Annotated in this window: 16 protein-coding genes; 6 read left to right on the top strand and 10 right to left on the bottom strand. The window is 69.7% G+C overall.

The window, feature by feature from the left end:
• Positions 1 to 152 precede the first annotated feature (152 nt).
• Together typA and WAE60_RS10675 are read left to right on the top strand one after the other, a co-directional pair.
• Positions 153 to 1,988, top strand: a complete 1,836-nt coding sequence (gene typA / locus WAE60_RS10680) for a translational GTPase TypA (RefSeq protein WP_029914398.1) — start codon at positions 153 to 155, stop codon at positions 1,986 to 1,988.
• Between the two features lie 168 nt (positions 1,989 to 2,156).
• Complete coding sequence (locus WAE60_RS10675) at positions 2,157 to 4,568, top strand: EAL domain-containing protein (RefSeq protein WP_337686295.1); 2,412 nt, start codon at positions 2,157 to 2,159, stop codon at positions 4,566 to 4,568.
• Here the strand turns inward: WAE60_RS10675 and WAE60_RS10670 are convergent.
• Positions 4,565 to 4,822, bottom strand: coding sequence for a GlsB/YeaQ/YmgE family stress response membrane protein (locus tag WAE60_RS10670; RefSeq protein WP_029914402.1), 258 nt, complete (start codon positions 4,820 to 4,822; stop codon positions 4,565 to 4,567). The genes WAE60_RS10675 and WAE60_RS10670 overlap by 4 nt on opposite strands.
• Positions 4,823 to 4,848: 26 nt before the next feature.
• Between WAE60_RS10670 and WAE60_RS10665 the strand changes: the two genes are divergently transcribed.
• Positions 4,849 to 5,160 carry a hypothetical protein gene (locus tag WAE60_RS10665; protein WP_156035804.1) on the top strand — a complete coding sequence of 104 codons (312 nt, stop codon included), beginning with the start codon at positions 4,849 to 4,851 and terminating at the stop codon, positions 5,158 to 5,160.
• 3 nt (positions 5,161 to 5,163) lie between these two features.
• Here the strand turns inward: WAE60_RS10665 and WAE60_RS10660 are convergent, their stop codons facing one another.
• Both WAE60_RS10660 and WAE60_RS10655 read right to left on the bottom strand, forming a co-directional pair.
• Positions 5,164 to 6,246 (bottom strand): HlyD family secretion protein, encoded by a 1,083-nt coding sequence (locus tag WAE60_RS10660; RefSeq protein ID WP_337686291.1) that lies wholly within the window; start codon positions 6,244 to 6,246, stop codon positions 5,164 to 5,166.
• Positions 6,246 to 7,856, bottom strand: coding sequence for a transporter (locus WAE60_RS10655; protein WP_337686288.1), 1,611 nt, complete (start codon positions 7,854 to 7,856; stop codon positions 6,246 to 6,248). Before WAE60_RS10655 ends, WAE60_RS10660 begins: the two co-directional genes overlap by 1 nt.
• 113 nt (positions 7,857 to 7,969) lie before the next feature.
• Between WAE60_RS10655 and WAE60_RS10650 the strand changes: the two genes are divergently transcribed.
• Positions 7,970 to 9,121 (top strand): aminotransferase, encoded by a 1,152-nt coding sequence (locus WAE60_RS10650; protein WP_337686286.1) that lies wholly within the window; start codon positions 7,970 to 7,972, stop codon positions 9,119 to 9,121.
• On the opposite strand, the gene WAE60_RS10645 is transcribed toward WAE60_RS10650, so the two are convergent.
• The 3 genes from WAE60_RS10645 to WAE60_RS10635 are packed head-to-tail and all read right to left on the bottom strand — an operon-like array spanning position 9,118 to position 11,826.
• Positions 9,118 to 9,858, bottom strand: coding sequence for a class I SAM-dependent methyltransferase (locus tag WAE60_RS10645; RefSeq protein WP_337686283.1), 741 nt, complete (start codon positions 9,856 to 9,858; stop codon positions 9,118 to 9,120). The genes WAE60_RS10650 and WAE60_RS10645 overlap by 4 nt on opposite strands.
• 37 nt (positions 9,859 to 9,895) lie before the next feature.
• Positions 9,896 to 11,104 carry an NO-inducible flavohemoprotein gene (gene hmpA, locus WAE60_RS10640; protein ID WP_029914414.1) on the bottom strand — a complete coding sequence of 403 codons (1,209 nt, stop codon included), beginning with the start codon at positions 11,102 to 11,104 and terminating at the stop codon, positions 9,896 to 9,898.
• Positions 11,105 to 11,142: 38 nt separating this feature from the next.
• Positions 11,143 to 11,826, bottom strand: a complete 684-nt coding sequence (locus tag WAE60_RS10635) for a DUF1971 domain-containing protein (RefSeq protein WP_337686280.1) — start codon at positions 11,824 to 11,826, stop codon at positions 11,143 to 11,145.
• A 124-nt stretch (positions 11,827 to 11,950) separates the two neighbouring features.
• Between WAE60_RS10635 and WAE60_RS10630 the strand changes: the two genes are divergently transcribed.
• Entirely contained in the window at positions 11,951 to 12,394 is a 444-nt protein-coding gene (locus WAE60_RS10630) for an Rrf2 family transcriptional regulator (protein WP_029914418.1), read from the top strand.
• A gap of 3 nt (positions 12,395 to 12,397) precedes the next feature.
• On the opposite strand, the gene WAE60_RS10625 is transcribed toward WAE60_RS10630, so the two are convergent.
• A complete protein-coding gene (locus tag WAE60_RS10625) occupies positions 12,398 to 13,156 on the bottom strand; it encodes a LytTR family DNA-binding domain-containing protein (RefSeq protein ID WP_231499490.1) in 759 nt (252 codons plus the stop codon).
• Between the two features lie 135 nt (positions 13,157 to 13,291).
• Between WAE60_RS10625 and WAE60_RS10620 the strand changes: the two genes are divergently transcribed.
• Entirely contained in the window at positions 13,292 to 13,903 is a 612-nt protein-coding gene (locus WAE60_RS10620; RefSeq protein WP_337686277.1) for a DUF2306 domain-containing protein, read from the top strand.
• Here the strand turns inward: WAE60_RS10620 and WAE60_RS10615 are convergent.
• From WAE60_RS10615 to WAE60_RS10605, 3 genes are all read right to left on the bottom strand, one after another.
• Positions 13,900 to 16,464 carry a response regulator gene (locus WAE60_RS10615; protein ID WP_337686274.1) on the bottom strand — a complete coding sequence of 855 codons (2,565 nt, stop codon included), beginning with the start codon at positions 16,462 to 16,464 and terminating at the stop codon, positions 13,900 to 13,902. The genes WAE60_RS10620 and WAE60_RS10615 overlap by 4 nt on opposite strands.
• Before the next feature lie 151 nt (positions 16,465 to 16,615).
• A complete protein-coding gene (locus WAE60_RS10610) occupies positions 16,616 to 17,383 on the bottom strand; it encodes an SDR family oxidoreductase (protein WP_029914427.1) in 768 nt (255 codons plus the stop codon).
• 92 nt (positions 17,384 to 17,475) lie between these two features.
• Positions 17,476 to 18,219 (bottom strand): hypothetical protein, encoded by a 744-nt coding sequence (locus WAE60_RS10605; protein WP_337686272.1) that lies wholly within the window; start codon positions 18,217 to 18,219, stop codon positions 17,476 to 17,478.
• Positions 18,220 to 18,283 lie beyond the last annotated feature (64 nt).

Genomic DNA, 18,283 nt, shown 5'->3' with positions numbered 1-18,283 from the left:
AATTTAAGGGGTTTGAGCGTGACACCGGTTACCGTGGCAATTCCACGCGCAGGGGTGGGGGTGGATAAACGTCGCGCAGTCGCGTAAAAGCCGCGCGCCTGACGCGCCCGCGTCAAACCCCATCTGTTCCTCCCCGAAAGTCCGCCTTCTCCATGTCCATGCGAAATATCGCCATCATCGCGCACGTCGATCATGGCAAGACCACCCTCGTCGACCAGCTCCTGGCCCAGTCGGGCGTGTTCCGCGCCAACGAGGCGACGACCGAGCGCGCCATGGACTCCAACGACCAGGAGCGCGAGCGCGGCATCACCATCCTGGCCAAGTGCACCAGCGTCCTGTGGAACGGTGAAGCGGGCGAAACCCGCATCAACATCATCGACACCCCCGGCCACGCCGACTTCGGCGGCGAGGTCGAGCGCATCCTGGGCATGGTGGACGGCTGCGTCCTGCTGGTCGACGCCGAGGAAGGCGTCATGCCGCAGACCAAGTTCGTGCTGACCAAGGCGCTGAAGATGGGCCTGCGCCCGATCCTCTGCATCAACAAGGTCGACCGCGCCCACGCCGATCCGGACCGCGTGCACAACGCCGCCTTCGACCTGTTCGCCGCCATCGGCGCCACGGACGAGCAGCTGGACTTCCCGCACATCTACGCCTCGGGCCGCGCCGGCTGGGCCACGCTCGACCTGAACGTCCCCAACGACAACCTGGCCCCGCTGTTCGACCTGATCGTCCGCCACGTGCCGGAACCCAAGCAGATCGAGAAGAAGGACGAGCCGTTCCAGATCCTGAACGTGCTGATCGAATCCGATCCGTTCCTGGGCCGCCTGCTGACCGGCCGCATCGAGAGCGGCAAGGCCGTCCCCGGCATGGCCATCAAGGCCCTGGACCGCAACGGCAAGGAAATCGAGCGCGGCCGCATCACCAAGGTGCTGGCCTTCCGCGGCCTGAAGCGCCAGCCGATCGACGAGGGCGCCGAGGCCGGTGACATCGTCGCCATCGCCGGCATGTCCAAGGCCACCGTGGCCGACACCCTGTGCGCCCTGGACCTGACCGAGGCCCTGCCGGCCCAGCCGATCGATCCGCCGACCATCTCGATGACCGTCTCGGTCAACGACTCGCCCCTGGCCGGCCGCGAAGGCGACAAGGTGCAGAGCCGCGTGATCCGCGACCGCCTGCTGAAGGAAGCCGAGTCCAACGTCGCCATCAAGGTGACCGAGTCGACCGAAGGCGACGCCTATGAAGTCGCCGGCCGCGGCGAACTGCAGCTGGGCGTCCTGATCGAGAACATGCGCCGCGAAGGCTTCGAGGTGTCGATCAGCCGTCCGCGCGTGGTGTTCCAGAACGATCCGGAAACCGGCAAGCGCCTGGAACCGATGGAAGACGTCATGATCGACGTCGACGACGAGTTCTCGGGCATCGTCATCGAGAAGCTGTCGCTCCGTAAGGCCGAGCTGAAGGACATGGGCCCGTCGGGCGCGGGCAAGACCCGCCTCCAGCTGACCGCCCCGTCGCGCTCGCTGATCGGCTACCAGGGCGAGTTCCTGACCGACACCCGCGGCTCGGGCGTGCTGAACCGCGTGTTCAGCCACTACGAGCCCTACAAGGGCGCCATCGACCAGCAGCGCAAGGGCGTGCTGATCTCGAACTCGGACGGTGAGACCGCGGCCTACGCGCTGTGGAACCTGGAAGAGCGCGGCGTGATGTTCGTCGGCGCCGGCGAGAAGACCTATCAGGGCATGATCATCGGCGAGAACGCCCGTCAGGACGACCTCGACGTCAACCCGATGAAGGCCAAGCAGCTGACCAACGTCCGCGCCTCGGGCAAGGACGAGTCGATCCGCCTGACCCCGCCGCGCCGCATGACCCTCGAGCAGGCCATCGCCTACATCGAGGAAGACGAGCTGGTGGAAGTGACGCCCAAGAACATCCGCCTGCGCAAGCAGGTCCTGAACCCGTCGTTCCGCAAGCGTCGCGTCAAGGAAGAATAGTCGCTTCCCAGACTCTTCTGGGACAGACGATCAAGAAGCCCGTCATCTCTTGGGATGGCGGGCTTTTTCACGCGCCTTTGCTCAGCTTACGGTTAACCCGCGTTTCAGGAACCGACGGTACGTTGCAGGCGGGGGATGCGGGGGCGTCCTGAAGTGCAGGACCGCGCCGTGCGCCAGACTTCCTTCTTTTCGGGCGTCATTTCGGGAACCGCCTCGCGAGCCGCCGCCCTGCTGTCGCGCCACCTGACCGCCGTGCCCGAGGCCATGGCCGGCCGCGTCCGGTTCGAGCAGCTGGCCAGCATCCAGCGCCTGACGCCGGTGATGATGGCCGCCAACATCATCAACGCCCAGCTGGTCTGCCTGGCCGGCCTGGGCGGGACGCATCGCCTCACCCTGCTGGTCTGGGCCGGCGTGGTCACCTGCTACGCCCTGCTGGGCCTGCGCGGCTGGGTCGCCGCCCGCCGCCGCAAGAGCGGCAAGAACACCGTCTCGGCCCGCGGCGTGCGCCGCGTGGCCCTGCAGGCCGGGCTACTGGGCTTCATCTGGGGCCTGTTGCCGGCCCTGGCCCTGCACGACGCCGGCCTCCACATGAGCATGCTGGTCGTGGCCCTGATGGCCGGGATGATCGGCGTGGGAAGCTTCGCCCTGCTGACCCTGCCCGTGGCGGCCCTGGCCTACACGACGCCGCTGGTCGTCGGCTCGCTGTGGGTGCTGCTGACCAGCCACGAGCCCATCCTGCTGGCCTTGGCCGGCCTTCTGATCTTCTGCTACCTGGTCGTGGGCCTGTCGTGCCTGTCGCACGCCAAGGTCTTCGTCGACCGCCTGGTGGCCGGCGACGAGCTGGAGCGCCAGAAGCAGGTGGTCAGCCTGCTGCTCAGCGACTTCGAGGAAGGCTCCAGCGACTGGCTCTGGGAAGTCGACGCCGCCGGGGCCCTGACCTACGTCTCCGAACGCATGGCCGAAGCGGCCGGCCGGCCGCGCGAGGACCTGCTGGGCCGCCGCGTCAGCGAGCTGGGCGCCGAACTGGCCGAGGCCCCCGAGGGCCTTTCCAACCTGGGCGGACTGCTGATCGACCAGAAGGCCTTCCGCGACGTGGTCGTGTCGGTGGTGGTCGGCGACGAACTGCATTGGTGGGCGCTGAGCGGCAAGCCGATCCATGACCTGGACGGGGCCTTCGCGGGCTTCCGGGGCGTAGGGGCCGACGTCACCCAGGCCCGCAAGGACCAGGAGCGCATCAAGCGCCTGGCCCACTACGACGTGCTGACTGGCCTGCCCAACCGCCTGTCGTTCCTGCAGGCCCTGAGCGCCGCCTGGGACGCCAAGGGCAAGACCTCGGGCTGCGCGGTGCTGTGCCTGGACCTGGACCACTTCAAGGGCGTCAACGACAGCCTGGGCCACCCGATCGGCGACGCCCTGCTGGCCGAGGCGGCCGGCCGCCTGCGCGCCTGCGTCGGCGAGACCGGAGTCGTCACCCGCCTGGGCGGCGACGAGTTCGCCGTGGTGGTCCGCGACCACCTGGCGCCCGCCGAGCTGGGGGCCCTGGCCCAGGCCATCGTCGACGCCCTGTCCCAGCCCTACGAGCTGAACGACCATCACGTGTCGATCGGGGCCAGCGTCGGCATCGCCGTGGCCCCGGCCGACGCCGACGACGCCGACACCCTGCTGAAGAACGCCGACCTGGCCCTCTATCGCGCCAAGGGCGACGGGCGCGGGGCCTATCGCTTCTTCGAGGCGACCATGGACCTGTGGGCCCAGGAGCGCCGGGCCCTGGAGATCGACCTGCGCTCGGCCCTGAAGAACGACGAGCTGAAGCTGTTCTTCCAGCCGCTGATCGGCGCCAAGGCCCACGAGACCATCGGCTTCGAGGCCCTGCTGCGCTGGCAGCACCCGCGCCGCGGCCTGGTCGGGCCCGACGACTTCATCGAATGCGCCGAGCAGTGGGGCCTGATCTGCAAGATCGGCGAGTGGGTGCTGAACGAGGCCTGCCGTCAGGCCGCCGCCTGGCCCGCGCCGCTGAAGGTGGCGGTCAACCTGTCGCCCAACCAGTTCGCGGCCGGCGACCTGGTGGACCAGGTGCGGGCGGCCCTGGAGGCCTCGGGCCTGGCGCCCTCGCGCCTGGAGCTGGAGATCACCGAGGGCCTGCTGCTGCGCGACACCGCCGGCACGCTGGAGCAGCTGAAGGCCCTGAAGGACCTGGGCGTGCGCATCGCCATGGACGACTTCGGCACGGGCTATTCCAGCCTGGCCTATCTGTGGCGGTTCCCGTTCGACAAGATCAAGATCGACCGCACCTTCGTGGCCGAGATGGCGGGCAACCCGGCGATCGCCGACATCCTGCGCACCATCACCCTGCTGGGCCGCACCCTGAACCTGGAGGTCACCGCCGAGGGCGTGGAGACCGCCGACCAGGCGCGGATCCTTGAGGACATGCGCTGCGATCACTTCCAGGGCTACCTGTTCGGCCGTCCCATGCCGATCGCCGACATCCCCGGCTTCCTGCTGGACAACACGGCGCAGCAGATGCGCCGGATTGTGCTGGACGAAGCCGTCGAGAGCGCCGCGGCGGCCAAGGGCGCCTAGATCCGGCGTCGCCCGCTGAACAGGCCCACGATCCACAGCAGGACGATCGCCCCGACGGTCGAGACCAGCAGGCTGCCCAGCCAGCCGAAGAAGTGGATGTTGAACATGCTGGCCAGGAAGGCGCCGATCAGGGCGCCGACCAGGCCGACGATCAGGTTGGTGATCAGACCGTGATTGCGGCCCATGACCTGTTCGGCGATCCAGCCGGCGAAGATGCCGATGATGACCGCACCGATGAAACCCACGCCGTTCATGTGCTGAAGATCCTCACAGCCAAGATTTGCTGCTGGAACACCGGAACCCCCGGAAAGGTTGCGCCGCGGCCGACCGGCCGGTCGCTCGACAGCCGGTGAGCGCCGTGGAACACTTTGGAATGGACCATGGACCAGACCTTGTCGGCGTCGCCTTCTTCGCGCTGTGCACGATCTTCATGCTGTGCCTGACGCGATGGCCGCGCCTATGGATCGCGTTGGCCGCCAATCGGCGCTGGGCGATCGAGGAATTTCCCCGGAAGCGGCGCGCGCTCTTGGTCCTCACCCGCCTCGGCGCGCTGCTCTGCGCGTGCATGACGGTGGCGATGTACTACCTCTAGACCCTAGCGCGCGGTGTCGATACGGGCGACCACGCTCATGCCCGGCCGCAGGCGGGCGACACCGTCCTGGTCCGGATCGAGCACGATGCGGGTAGGCAGGCGCTGGACCACCTTGGTGAAGTTGCCGGTGGCGTTGTCGGGCTTGATCACCGCGAATTCCGAGCCGGTGGCCGGTCCCAGCCGCTCGACATGGCCGCGCAGCTTCAGCCCGCCCAGGGCGTCGACCTGGACCGTCGCCGGCTGGCCCACCTTGATGTGGGCCGTCTGGGTCTCCTTGAAGTTGGCGGTCACCCAGGTCTGGCGTGGCACCACGCCCATCAGCTGGGTCCCGACGGCGACGTACTGGCCCAACTTCACGCCCACCTCGCCCACCGCCCCGTCCTCGGGCGCGCGGATGGTGGTGTTGGCCAGGTCGATGCGAGCCAGCTCGACGGCGGCCCGGGCGTTGGCCAGGGTGGCCTCCAGCCCCTCGCGATTGACCTTGGTGGTGGCCAGGGCCTGGCGGGCGATGTCGATATTGGCCGCCGTCTGGGCGACGCCGGCGGCGGCCTGGCGCTGGGCCACCTGCAGCACGTCGCGCTGGCTGGGGGCCAGCCAGCCCTGGGCGAGCAGCGGCTCGGCCCGCTTGATGTCGACCTGGGCCTTGGCCAGGGCCGCCTGGCTGCTGCCGGCCTGGGCCTCGGCGAGGCGGATCTGGGCGGCGTTGGAGGTCTGGGCCTGGGTGTTGGCGTCCAGGGCCGCCTGGGCCGAGCGCACGCTGGCCTCGGCCTGGGCCAGCTTCTGGCGGTAGATGCGGTCGTCGATCTGGACCAGCACCTGGCCCGCCTTCACCGCCTGGAAGTCCTTGACCGCCACCGCCGTCACATAGCCGTCCACCTTGGGGGCCAGCAGGGTGACATAGCCTCGGACATAGGCGTTCTCGGTGCTCTGCATCGTGCCGGTGAACGGCGGCAGCTTCCAGGCGTAGAGCACCAGCAGCACCCCGCCGATTCCCGCGACGATCACCGGGATCGCGGCGCGCGACCACATCCGTTTTGGGGGCGGCGGCGGAGGGGCGGTCGGCGTGGCGGCTTGCGGGTCGGACATCAGGCGGCCTCCACGGGCGTCAGCCGCGCCGCGCGCCGCAGGCGCAGGTCGGACCGGACGCGCAGGAACAACAGGTAGAAGAACACCATCATCGCCATCACGGCCACGGTGGCGAACACGTCGTCATAGGCCAGCACCGTGGCCTCGCGCGTCGCCTGCTGGGCCAGCAGGGCCGCGCCCTCGCCGCTGCGCAGGGCCGGGTCGGTCAGGACGCCGGCATAGGTCCCCGACAACTGCTTCACCCGCAGGGCCACCTGCGGGTCGGTCAGGCTGAGCCGGTCGACGATAGCGGCCGAATGCACCCGCTCGCGCACCGTCATCAGCGTGCCCAGGAAGGCCGAGCCGCCCAGGGCCCCGATCACCTGGCCGGTCGAAAACAGCACGATGAAGCTGACGATGTACTCCTGGCCCATGCGGATGGCGCGCGGGAAGCCGGCCAGCAGGGCGGCGGGCAGGAACAGGGCCCCGGCGAAGGCCATCATGCCCTGGCTGAGATACATCTGCTCGGGCCGGGTCAGGCTGGTGGACAGGCTGTCCATCCAGGCCGCGGCCGCCACCATCAGCAGGGCGATCAGGGCCGGGGTGCTGACGTGCTCGGGATTGATCGTGAAGGCCACGATGACCATGCCGGCCAGGGTGGCCGCCAGCATCACCCACGACAGCCCGGCCATCTGGTCGTTGTTCATGCCCAGGGTCTGCAGCAGGCCGAACGCGCCGACGCCCTGCTCGGACAGCACGATGCGGAACAGCAGGATGATCACCAGCAGGCGCAAGAGGTCGGCGCTGGTCAGCCAGCGCAGGTGGATCAGCGGCTTGTTGCGGTGCAGCTCGACCAGGGCCGAGGCCGCCAGCAGCACGATGGCGGCGGCCAGGCACCAGCCGATCCAGGCGGTGTCGAACCACCAGACGTAACGCCCCTGCCCCAGCACCACGCACAGCAGGGCGATGCCCGGGGCGAACAGGGCGAAGGTAAGGAAGTCGCGCCACTCGAACATCTGCACGCGCGGGATCGGCGGCAGGCGCAGCAGGTTCACCGCCGACAGGCAGACGACGCTCAGCCCGATCTCGGCCAGGTACAGGCCGTGCCACTGGCCGGTGTCGAGCAGGTCGGAGGAAACGAGTCGCGACAGCGGCAGGGCCAGCTGCGCCCAGCCCACGCCCAAGGCGATGCCGACGATGCGCCGCTCGGGCGGCGCGGCCTCGACCATGTAGAGCAGGGTCAGGGTCGACAGGGCCGAGGCGGCCATGCCCGCCGCCGCCCGCACCGCGATGGCCGAGCGCAGGTCGTTGCTCAGGAGGTGCGCCAGGCCCACCACGATGAACAGCCCCAGCCCGATGTCGGCGAACAGCCGCAGGCCGTACTGGAAGCGGAACTTCACGGCCAGCAGGCCGATGGTGGCGTTGGCGGCGGTGTAGGCGATCGACAGCCAGGCCGACTCGTTGGTGTAGGCGCCAAGCGAGCCCTGGATCCAAGGCAGGTTGTTGTTGATCAGGTTGGCGCCCAGCCCCTGGGTCAGGCCCAGCAGCATCGACACCGCGCCGTAGGCCAGCCCATGCGACCAGGTCCAGGGCGGCGGAGACGGCGGTGCGGGGACGGCGCTGTCGGTCACTTCAGAGGAAGCTCCGCCTTGGGGAAATCGTTCCACGCGACGACCCAAGCTATCACCGCGCGACCTGTGCTAGGCAAGGGTTCCCAGTTCGAGTGTCTTGGGAGACGCGCCCCATGGTCCATCCGGTCTACGCCGACCTGCCCACCACCATCTTCGAGGAGATGAGCGGCCTGGCCCGCCAGACCGGGGCGATCAATCTGGGCCAGGGATTTCCGGACGACGCGGGTCCGATGGCCCTGCGCCGGAAGGCCGGCGAGGCGCTGATCACGGGCACGAACCAATATCCGCCGATGCGCGGCCTGCCCGACCTGCGCCAGGCGGTGGCGGCGCACTACGGCCGGACCCAGGGGCTGGACCTGGATTGGGAGAGCGAGATCGTCGTCACCTCCGGCGCGACCGAGGCCCTCGCGGCGGCCTTCCTCAGCCTGATCTCGCCGGGCGACGAGGTGGTGCTGTTCCAGCCGCTGTACGACGCCTACCTGCCGATGGTGAAGCGCGCGGGAGGGGTTCCGAAGCTGGTGCGCCTGACCCCGCCGCACTGGCGGTTCGACCGCGCCATGCTGGAGGCCGCCTTCAGCGACCGGACGCGGATGGTGGTGCTGAACACTCCGCTGAACCCCGCCGGGGTGGTCACGCCCGACGAGGACCTGGCGCTGCTGGCCGAGTTCTGCGTCAGGCACGACGCCGTCGCCGTCTGCGACGAGGTGTGGGAGGCCGTGGTGTTCGACGGTCGCCGGCACCGGCCGCTGATCGGCTATCCGGGCATGCGCGAGCGCACCGTGAAGATCGGCTCGGCCGGCAAGATGTTCGGCATGACCGGCTGGAAGGTCGGCTTCCTGTGCGCCGCCCCCGCCCTGACCAAGGCCCTGGCCGGCGCCCACCAGTTCCTGACCTTCACCACCCCGCCCAACCTGCAGGAGGCGGTGGCGTTCGGGCTGCGGGACCCCGGCGACTGGTTCGAGGCCATGCCCGCCGGCCTGCAGCGCTCGCGCGACCGCCTGGCGGCGGGCCTGCGCGACGCCGGCTTCGTGGTGCTGGACAGCGGCGGGACCTATTTCCTCAACGTCGACCTGAAGGCGTCGGGGGTCGACGAGGACGACCGGACCTTCGCCCTGCGCGCCGTGCGCGACCACGGGGTGGCCAGCATCCCGGTCTCGGCCTTCTATGCGGAAGACCCGGTGCGCCACATCCTGCGCCTGTGCTTCGCCAAGGCGGACGACACGCTGGATGAGGCGGTGCGGCGGTTGGCGGCGGCGCGGGGCTAGGCCGGCTTCTCCCACTCCATCACGACGTACCAGGGCACGCCGCGATAGCGCTCGGCCTTGGCCGGGTCGCCGCCGACCGGCGCCGGCTCGTCGAAGTGGGTCAGGCGCAGGCCCGCGCCCAGGAAAGCGGCCATGTAGGCCGACAGGGGCCGGTGCCAGTTGACGATCCGGATGCCCCGCCAAGCCTCCCAGCTGGACCGCTGTTCCAGATAGCGGTCGATCCGCACGCCCGGACTGTTGACCCAGCGCTCCAGGATCGGGGCGTCGATCCGGGCGGTCGCGAAGCTGGTCAGGTTGGCGACGAACAGGGTTCCACCCGGCGCCAGCACCCGGGCCATCTCGGCGATCGCCGCTTCGAAGCCGGGGATGTCGATGAGGCTCAAGCAACTGACGACCAGGTCGAAGCCCGCGTCCTCGAACGGCAGGGCCTCGGCGACGCCCTCCACATAGCGTCCCTCGGGGTGCGACCGTCTGGCTTGGTCCAGCAGGGCTTGTGTCGGGTCCAGCCCGATCGTTTCGACGCCGAAGCCCGACAGCATCCGACACAGCCGTCCTTCGCCGCAGCCCACGTCCAGGGCCTTGCGAAAGCCGCGCTCGCCCAGCCGTTGGCGGATCACGGGATCGAGCACGTAGCGACGGCCGTAGTCGCCGTGCTCGCCCATGTCGGCGATCCAGGCCGCCGCGGATTCAGCCCAGCCATTCGAGTTTGGATCGTTGGAGAAAGGCGGGTCGCTCATGCCGCCTCAATAGCACGGCGACGCTCCGAGCTCAGCCTCAGGCCGCGATCGCCTCGGCCGTCGGGCCGAACACCTCGTAGTGCACCCGGTCGGCCGGCACGCCGGCGTCCGTCAGCCCACTGACGAAGGCCTTCAGGAACGGCGTCGGGCCGCACAGGTAGAAATCCGCCTCGGCGAACGGGGTGTTGGCCTTCAGCCAGTCTATGGTGATGAACCCGTCGACGTCGTGGCTCTCACCGGCCCGGTCGCCCGCCAAGGGGTGGCTGTAGAAGGTGGTCACCGAGACGCCGCCGTGGTCCTTGGCCAGGGCGCGGACGTGGCCGTCCAGGGCGTGGACCTTGCTGTTCAGCGCCCCGTGCACGAAGTGGGCTTCCAGCTCCGGATGTTCCTTGGCGATGTGCTCGACCATGCTGACCATCGGCGTCAGGCCAACGCCGCCGCTGAGCAGCACCACCGGACGGGCCGGCTGGTCGGCCAGGAAGAAGTCGCCGGCCGGCGGGGTGGCCTGCAGGATGTCGCCGATCCGGGTCTGGTCGTGCAGGAACCGCGAGGCCGCGCCCAGGTCCTCGCGCTTGACCGAGATGCGGTAGCTCTCGCCGTTCGGCCCGGCCGAGATCGAGTAGTTGCGCTTCTCGCCGGCGAGGTCGGCGGAGTCGAAGCGGAAGGTCAGGTACTGGCCCGGCTTGTGCGGGATCACCTTGCCGCCGTCCGCGGGCCGCAGCACGAACGAGGTGATCACCGCGCTCTCACGGACCTTCTCGGCCACCACGAAGTCGCGCCAGCCGGTCCAGCCGCCTTCGAAGGCCTCGATCTCCGTGCGGATCGCCGCCTCGCGACCGATCAGGATGTCGGCCAGGAACCAGTAGGCCTCGCCCCAGGCGCCCAGGATCTCGTCGGTGGCGGCGTCGCCCAGCACGTCCTTGATCGCGCCCAGCAAGGCCTTGGCCACGAACGGATAGTGCTCGGCCAGGATGTGATAGCCGACGTGCTTGTGGGCGATGCGCTCGACCACCGGCAGCACCACGCCCAGATTGTCGATGTTCTGGGCGTAGGCCAGGATCGCCCCGGCCAGGGCCTTGGGCTGGGCGCCGGTCGCCTGGTTGGCGTGGTTGAACAGCGCCTTGATATGGTCGTCCTGGAACAGCCGGGCGTACATCGCCAGGGTGATCGCCTCGCCGTGTTCGGCCAGGGCCGGAACCGTGGCCTTGACGCGCGCGATCGTCTCCGCGCTGAGCGCAGCCGCCATTGTCTCTCTCCTCGTTCGGGTTCGGTGTTTCGGTCCGGCTAGAGCGCCGGAGGATGGTTGTAGAACTCGACCTGCATGCGCATCGGCCCGACCGGCTCGACGTGATGAGGTTCCTGGGGCCGCACCAGGCCCGGCGTGCCCGGCGACAGGATGACGTCCTGGTCGTGGGCCTCGATCCGGTAACGGACACAGCCCTCGAGCACGCGGATCACGCCCCAGACGCCGTCCTTGGTGGTGTGCGCCTGGCGCAGGCCTTGCGGCAGGGTCCGCTCGTCGAAGACCGGGGTCGAACGATAGGGCTTGGAGACCTCACGCTGAATCGTTTCGCTCTTGGCGGCCTCGGCCTTGGACAGGCGGAAATGGAGGGCCGCGTCCAGACTCTGGGCGATGCGCGCGGCCTTGGCCTGCATGACCGCGGCGACCGGCGGCGACATCATCTCGTCGGTGGTCTGAGTCCACAGCGCCAACCAGCGGCCGAACATCTCCGACGGGATGCGGGCGGCGTGCTGCAGGTGGACCGCCATCGGATTGCCCTTGTAGCGGCCGCTGGTCAGCATCACCGACGACCAGAAGTCGGCCAGGGTCCCCAGGTGGTGATCCCAGTCCTGAACGGCGTCGTTGAACACCGGGCCCAGCTCGGCGTCGGCGCGGACGCGGGCGTAGAAGCGCTCCAGCAGCGCCGGCAGGGCGGCTTCGATCTCGGCGGCTTGGGTCGGGTCCATAGGGGGAGCCTAATTGATGCGTCAAAAATGCATCTATAAGGCCGCGACGAAACATGCAATGAAAATGCCTGTTTTACGTATTCGCCCTTAGTCCGTCTCGGCGGGGCGCGTGCCCGGAGTCCCGATGCGGCTGACGCGCTACACCGACTACGCCATGCGGGTGCTGCTGCACCTGGCGGCGCGCGACGACGGCGACCTGTCCTCGATCGGCGAGATCGCGGCCCTCTACAAGATCTCGCAGAACCACCTGATGAAGGTGGTGCAGGATCTGGGCAAGGCCGGCTTCGTGCGCACGGTGCGCGGCCGCGGCGGCGGCATCGCCCTGGCCCGTCCGGCCGACCAGATCGTCGTCGGCCAGGTGGTGCGCCAGACCGAGGAGGGCTTCCAGCTGGTGGACTGCAGCAGCTGCGTGATCGCCCCCGCCTGCACCCTGCCCCGCGCCCTCAACGAGGCGACGGCGGCGTTCATCGCGGTGCTGGACAAGTACACGCTGGAGGACCTGCTGGATCAGCGCCACCAGATGCGGGCGCTGTTCGGGATCACCGAGCCGGCGGCCTTACCGGCCTAGCGCTCAGAACCAGCCGGCCGCCTTGACGGTCGGCGCATGGGTGCGGCTGACCGGAGCCGCCAGGCCGCCCGCCAGGCGCAGTTCGCCGCCGCCGCGCCGCCAGCGCACGCCCTCCACCGCCTCGGCCGCCACCCACCACGAGCGGTGGGTCTGGAAGCCGTGCGCGCCGGACAGCTCGTCCAGGGCGACGGCGAAGCGCAGGGTGACCATCTCGGCCCCGGCGTCGGTGTGGACCCGCAGGTAGTGGTCGTCGGCCTCGACCGCGATCAGCCGCGCGCCGCGCCGCTTCGCCGACAGGCGCCGGCGGAAGGCCGCCTCGGCCTCGGGCAGGGGCGGCTCGACCACCACCCGGGTCTCGACCACCGCCGACGGCCGGCGCCAGACCAGGGCCCGGACGGCCATGACCGGGACCGAGATCAGGAACACCTGCCACAGCAGCGGCCAGTACCGCGACGCGACGATCGGCGCGCCGACCACGAGGCGATCGGACACCAGCACCCACAGGGCGGTCGGCGGCGTCATCAGCACGGCGGTGACCAGCAGCCGCCGCCAGAAGACGCCGGCCCGGCGTCCGACGGTCTCGTCGATCAGGATGCCGATCAGCCCGCCGCCGACGATGCACAGCACCCAGTAGGCGTAGGCCTGGCGCGGCGCCAGGTGCTCGCTGCCGAACGGGCCGACCGCGCCCAGGAACAGGCCCATCGCCAGCAGCAGCGCCAGGTCCGCGCCGCCGCGCTGAAGGATCGCCCGCAGGTCCGTCACCCCGATCTAAGCCTCTCGCCCAAAAGCCTCTCATCATGGCGCGGCGCCGTTCGCGCAGTATCGGCGCCGCTCACGCAACCTCGCCTAGCGCCGGTCGGCGAGCTTCGCAATCTCCGCCAAACCTCGGAGACCGACATGACCCGCCTGCTGAACCGAAGCCTCTGGACCCTGTACGCCCTGCTGAGCGCGGCCGTGGCGATCTTCTCGTACCGCTATCTGCCGAGGATCGGGCCGCTGGGCCCCGAGATCCTGGCCAACCTGTTCGCGCGACCCTGGCTGGACGTCCACGTGGCGGGCGCGGCGACGGCGCTGCTGGTCGGCCCGCTCCAGTTCCTGCCCTGGGTGCGCCGACGGTTCCCCGCCCTGCACCGGACGCTGGGGCGGGTCTATGTGATCGGCTGCCTGGCCGGCGGGGTCGGCGGGCTGGTGATGGCCTTCGGCTCGACCGCCGGGCCGATCGCCACGGTCGGTTTCGCCAGCCTGGCGGTCTGCTGGATCACGGCCAACGTCCAGGGCTGGCGCCTGGCGGTGGCGCGCCGCTTCGACGACCACCGCGCCTGGATGCTGCGATCGTTCGCCATGACCTTCGCCGCGGTCAGCCTGCGGATCTACATCGTGGTGCTGCCGATGATGGGCGTGGCCGAGATCGACGCCTACCGCGCCTCGGCCTTCCTGGCCTGGATCCCGAACCTGCTTCTGGTCGAGCTGTATCTGCGCGGCCGCCGCGAGCGCGCCGTGGCCGCCTAGGCCAGCGCGGTCTCGCCGACCGCCGGCGCGACGCCGCGCCGGCCCAGCACCTGGACCATCACCGACAGCAGGTCGCGCAGGTCGATCGGCTTGGCGATGTGAGCGTCCATGCCCGCCTCCAGGCAGGTGTCGATCTGGGTGCGCATGACGTCGGCGGTCAGGGCGATGACCGGCAGGCCGGTCCAGCGCGGGTCGCGGCGCAGGCGGCGCGTGGCCTCCAGCCCGTCCATCACCGGCATGTTGACGTCCATCAGCACCAGGTCGAAGGCCTCGGCCTCCAGGGCGTCGAGGGCCTCGCGACCGTTCTCGACCTCCACCAGGTCGCAGTCGAACGGGGCCAGGAACAGCTTGATGACCCGGCGGTTGACCGGGTGGTCGTCGACCACCAGCACCCGGCGGCCGTGCAGGGGCGACAGCGTCTCGTCCTCGCCCGGGGCGCCAAAGGCCGGGGCCCCGGTCTCGATCGTCCCGGCGGCCGCGAGGTCGACCTGGAAGTCCAGCATGAAGGTCGAGCCGTGGCCCTCGCGGCTGTCGACGCGGATCTCGCCGTCCATCAGCTCGGCCAGGCGGCGCGTGATGTTCAGGCCCAGGCCCGTGCCGCCGAAGGTGCGGGTGGTCGAGGCGTCGGCCTGGGTGAAGGCGCCGAACAGCTTGGACAGGGTGGCCGGGGTCATGCCGATGCCGGTGTCGGCGACGGTCAGGCTGATCGCCGTGCGCCCCGTCTGCGGATCGGGCGCCCAGGCCAGGGTCACCTCCACCCGGCCCACCACCGTGAACTTCAGGGCGTTGGACAGCAGGTTGGCCAGGCACTGGCGCACCCGCACGGCGTCGAACAGCAGCATCGGCGGCGGGTCGCCCGCCACGGCGAAGGTCAGCTCGACGCCCTTTTCCCGGGCGGTCGGCTGGTAGCCCCCCACCAGGCGGGCGCAGACCCCGACCAGGTCGCCGGCGGTGGGGGCGATCTCCAGCTTGCCGGCCTCGATCTTGGACAGGTCCAGGATATCGTTGAGCAGCACCAGCAGGGTGTCGCCGCTGTCGATCATCAGCTCGACCTGCTCGCGTTGGCGGGCGTCCAGGGCCTCGCCGCGCAGGGCCTGGGCCATGCCCAGCATGCCGTTCAGCGGCGTGCGCAGCTCGTGGCTCATCACGGCCAGGAAGGCGGACTTGGCCTCGTTGGCCGCCTCGGCCCGGCCGCGGGCGTCCTTCAGCCGCATCGACGCCCGGCGCAGGTAGAAGCCCCAGGCGACGCCGCCCAGCACCAGCACGCCCAGCAGCATGGCGATGATGATCGAGGCGTGGGCCAGGCGGCGGTTCAGCTCGACCTCGGCGGTCAGCCGGCGGCTCTCGTCGCGCTTGGACTTCAGTTCGGTCTCGAGGGCCGAGGCCATCTGGGCGCCGTTGCGGGTCAGGGCGGCCTGGGTCTTCTCGTGGTCCTGCCGCCGCCACTGGTCCAGGTCGCGGAAGGCCTCCTCGCCGCGATGCTCGGCCAGGGCGATGTAGGCGCTGACCAGCAGCTCGGCCTGGGGATCACGCTCCAGGGTCTCCAGGGGGATGGCGCGCGCCACGTCCAGATCGGCCCGGGCGGCGGCGGCCTGGCCCAGCTCGGCCCGCGCCTGGGCCCGCAGCCGCAGGCTGAGGCCGGTGAGGCGGTTGGTCGGATGGTCGATCTCGAACGCGCCCGCTTCCAGGCACTTGAGGACCCGGCCCGGCGCGTGGCGCGCGCTGGCGATGCGGGCGCAGAGATAGCGATCCCAGGTCTTCAGGTCCGGATCGCCGGCGGCCTCGGTCATGTGGTGGTGCACGCCGGCGAAGTGCTCGGCGGCGTCCAGCTCGCCCACCTCGGCGGCGGTGTAGGCGATGTCGTAGATCCGCTCGACCTTGCGCATGTAGAAGGCGTTGCCCTCGTCCAGGCGGGCGGCGGCGCTCATGTGGTCCAGCGCGCCTTCCTTATCGCCGATGTAGGACAGGGTGTAGGAGTGCACCTGGTGGGCCTCGGCCAGCATCGGCCGGGCGACGGCGCCCTTGCGTTCCAGCTGGCCCATGACCTCGGTCGCCAGGCGCGAGGCCTCGGCCCAATGGCCCGAGCGGCCCAGGCTGCGGATGCGCTCGATGGCCGCCATCATCCGGATGTTCGGGCCCGAGCGCTCCAGATAGCGCACCCAGTCGGCGTCGTTGAACGTGCGGAAGCCGCCGGACTCGTGGCGATAGGCCGTGGTCAGCAGGTCGACCAGGTTCAGCAGCTCGGCGTCGTTGTCTTCCTTGGCCAGGCGGCGCACGCGGCGGGTCCAGTCGTCGAACTGCGGCTGCACCTGGTTGCTCTTGTAGGCATAGAGCACCGACCACAGGCCGTAGAGGCGCTTGTCGCCGTGCTGCTTCAGGGCCCGGCGTCCGACCCGCTCGATGTCGTCGTTCTCGCGGGCGGGGGGCTTGATCTCGTCGCGGCTGATCTCGCGGTACAGGGCGTCCAGCTTGGCCGACTGCTGCGAACGGGCGAACGCCGTTCCGCCGCTCGCGACGAACAGGGTTGCGATCGCCGCGAGGAACAGGACGTAGCGCCGCAAGCCGTGGTTTCCTGGTGAACCTTGGCAAGGTACGAAAACGGCCTGTATCCAAAGTTAAGATCGGCGCGGCGCGACGTTCTGTCCCCAGATGACTCCGCCAGGGGCAAATATCGCCCTTTCGCGGCGTCGTCCGCCCGACCTCGCGGCGCCCCTAGATCGTGGCGCCGCCGTCCACGACCAGGGCCTGGCCGGTCATGAAGCTGCCCGCCTTCGAGGCCAGGTAGACGGCCGCCCCGGCCAGTTCGTCGGGCTCGCCGATCCGGCGCAGCGGCACGCCCTTGGTCGAACGCTCCAGGGTCGCCGGGTCGTCCCACAGGGCCTTGGCGAAGTCGGTCTTGATCAGGCCCGGCGCGATGCAGTTGACCCGCACGTTGTCGGGGCCGAACTCGTGGGCCAGGTTGCGGGCCAGCTGGAAGTCGGCGGCCTTGGAGATGTTGTAGGCCCCGATGATGGCGTTGCCGCGCAGGCCGCCGATCGAGCTGACGATGATGATCGAGCCGTCCTTCCGCTCGCGCATCTCCGGGGCGACCATCGAAATCAGCCAGTGGTTGCTGATGATGTTGTTGTCCAGGATCTTGCGGAACTGGTCGTCGGCGATGCCGGACAGCGGGCCGTAATAGGGGTTGGACGCGGCGTTGCAGACGCAGATGTCGATCTTCCCGAACGCCTTGCGGGTCTCGTCGACCAGCCGCTGCAGGTCCTCCTTAGAGCCGATGTTGGCCGGGACCGAGATGGCCGTCCCCTCGCCGTGCCGGGCGTTGATCTCGGCCGCGACCTCGTCGCAGGGACCGGCCTTGCGCGACGAGATCACCACCTTGGCCCCGTGCTCGGCCATGCGCTGGGCGATGGCCTTGCCGATGCCGCGCGAGCTGCCCGTGATGATCGCCACCTTGCCGGCGAGGTCGAAGAGGTTGGTCATGGCGGGCTCCCGGCAAACATCAAAACGATCGTTTGAATTGCCGGCACATTGGGAGGAAGGCCCGCCCAGGTCAAGCCTTCGCCGAAGCGGCCTCAGAACCGGTAGGTGAAACCGAACAGCGGACCCTTCAGGTCCAGGTCGACGTTGCGACGGCCCTTGTCGTTCTCGAAATGCAGGAAGCGATAGCCGCCCATCAGCCGCCAATGGCTGGACGCGTCGTACTCGACCATGCCCTGGCCCTGCCAGCTGGTGGTGTCGCTGCCCCAGCCGCTGTCGATCTGGCCCATGAAGCCCCACTTGCCGTACTGGCCGCGGGCCCGCGCGCCGATGACGCCGTCGAACCAGTTGGTGTCGGCGCTGGCGTCGATCAGGTCGGTGTTGGGCGCGCTGAGCGTGAAGTCGGTCTCCAGCCAGTAGCCCCGGACGCCGGCGGTCAGGTCCACGTCCCATTTGTCGCCGTCGACGACGCGGTAGAAGCCGTTCACGCTGCCGACCATCGCCTTGGTGTCGAGGTCGGGCTTCAGGGGCAAGGCCGGCGGCAGCTCGACGTCGTCGCCGAAGCCGATGTCGACATAGGCGAAATCGACCAGGGCCCCGACCCGGTCCTTGCTGAGTTCGGCCACGCCGAAACCGAAGAACTGCAGGTTATCCAGGATATTGCCGTCGCCCAGCACGGGCGTGGGCCGGTCGGGGTTCAGCCCCAGCGGCCCCTTGACGGTGGGCAGCCAGACATAGGTGCCCATGCGGAACGTCACGTCGTCGTCGGCCCTGGCCTGGACGGCCGTCGCCCCCAGGACCAGCGCCGCGGCGCAGCCCAGAACCACCGCAACCTTCATCAACCCGCTCCCTGGCGACCCGGGGAGAGCCTGAACTGTCCAGCCGAGGGGTAAATCAGGTGAA

The organism is Caulobacter sp. CCG-8, assembly GCF_037402475.1.
In the GTDB taxonomy this organism is placed as follows: Bacteria; Pseudomonadota; Alphaproteobacteria; order Caulobacterales; family Caulobacteraceae; genus Caulobacter.
This window is presented reverse-complemented; position numbering and strand designations above follow the sequence as displayed.

Excerpts from the sequence above, each read along its gene's own strand:
- WAE60_RS10630 (WP_029914418.1), top strand. The coding sequence starts at position 11,951 with ATGCGGCTGACGCGCTACACCGACTACGCCATGCGGGTGCTGCTGCAC.
- WAE60_RS10650 (WP_337686286.1), top strand. The coding sequence starts at position 7,970 with ATGGTCCATCCGGTCTACGCCGACCTGCCCACCACCATCTTCGAGGAG.
- WAE60_RS10610 (WP_029914427.1), bottom strand. The coding sequence starts at position 17,383 with ATGACCAACCTCTTCGACCTCGCCGGCAAGGTGGCGATCATCACGGGC.
- typA (WP_029914398.1), top strand. The coding sequence starts at position 153 with ATGTCCATGCGAAATATCGCCATCATCGCGCACGTCGATCATGGCAAG.
- WAE60_RS10635 (WP_337686280.1), bottom strand. The coding sequence starts at position 11,826 with ATGGACCCGACCCAAGCCGCCGAGATCGAAGCCGCCCTGCCGGCGCTG.
- WAE60_RS10605 (WP_337686272.1), bottom strand. The coding sequence starts at position 18,219 with ATGAAGGTTGCGGTGGTTCTGGGCTGCGCCGCGGCGCTGGTCCTGGGG.
- WAE60_RS10620 (WP_337686277.1), top strand. The coding sequence starts at position 13,292 with ATGACCCGCCTGCTGAACCGAAGCCTCTGGACCCTGTACGCCCTGCTG.
- hmpA (WP_029914414.1), bottom strand. The coding sequence starts at position 11,104 with ATGGCGGCTGCGCTCAGCGCGGAGACGATCGCGCGCGTCAAGGCCACG.
- WAE60_RS10645 (WP_337686283.1), bottom strand. The coding sequence starts at position 9,858 with ATGAGCGACCCGCCTTTCTCCAACGATCCAAACTCGAATGGCTGGGCT.
- WAE60_RS10670 (WP_029914402.1), bottom strand. The coding sequence starts at position 4,822 with ATGAACGGCGTGGGTTTCATCGGTGCGGTCATCATCGGCATCTTCGCC.
- WAE60_RS10660 (WP_337686291.1), bottom strand. The coding sequence starts at position 6,246 with ATGTCCGACCCGCAAGCCGCCACGCCGACCGCCCCTCCGCCGCCGCCC.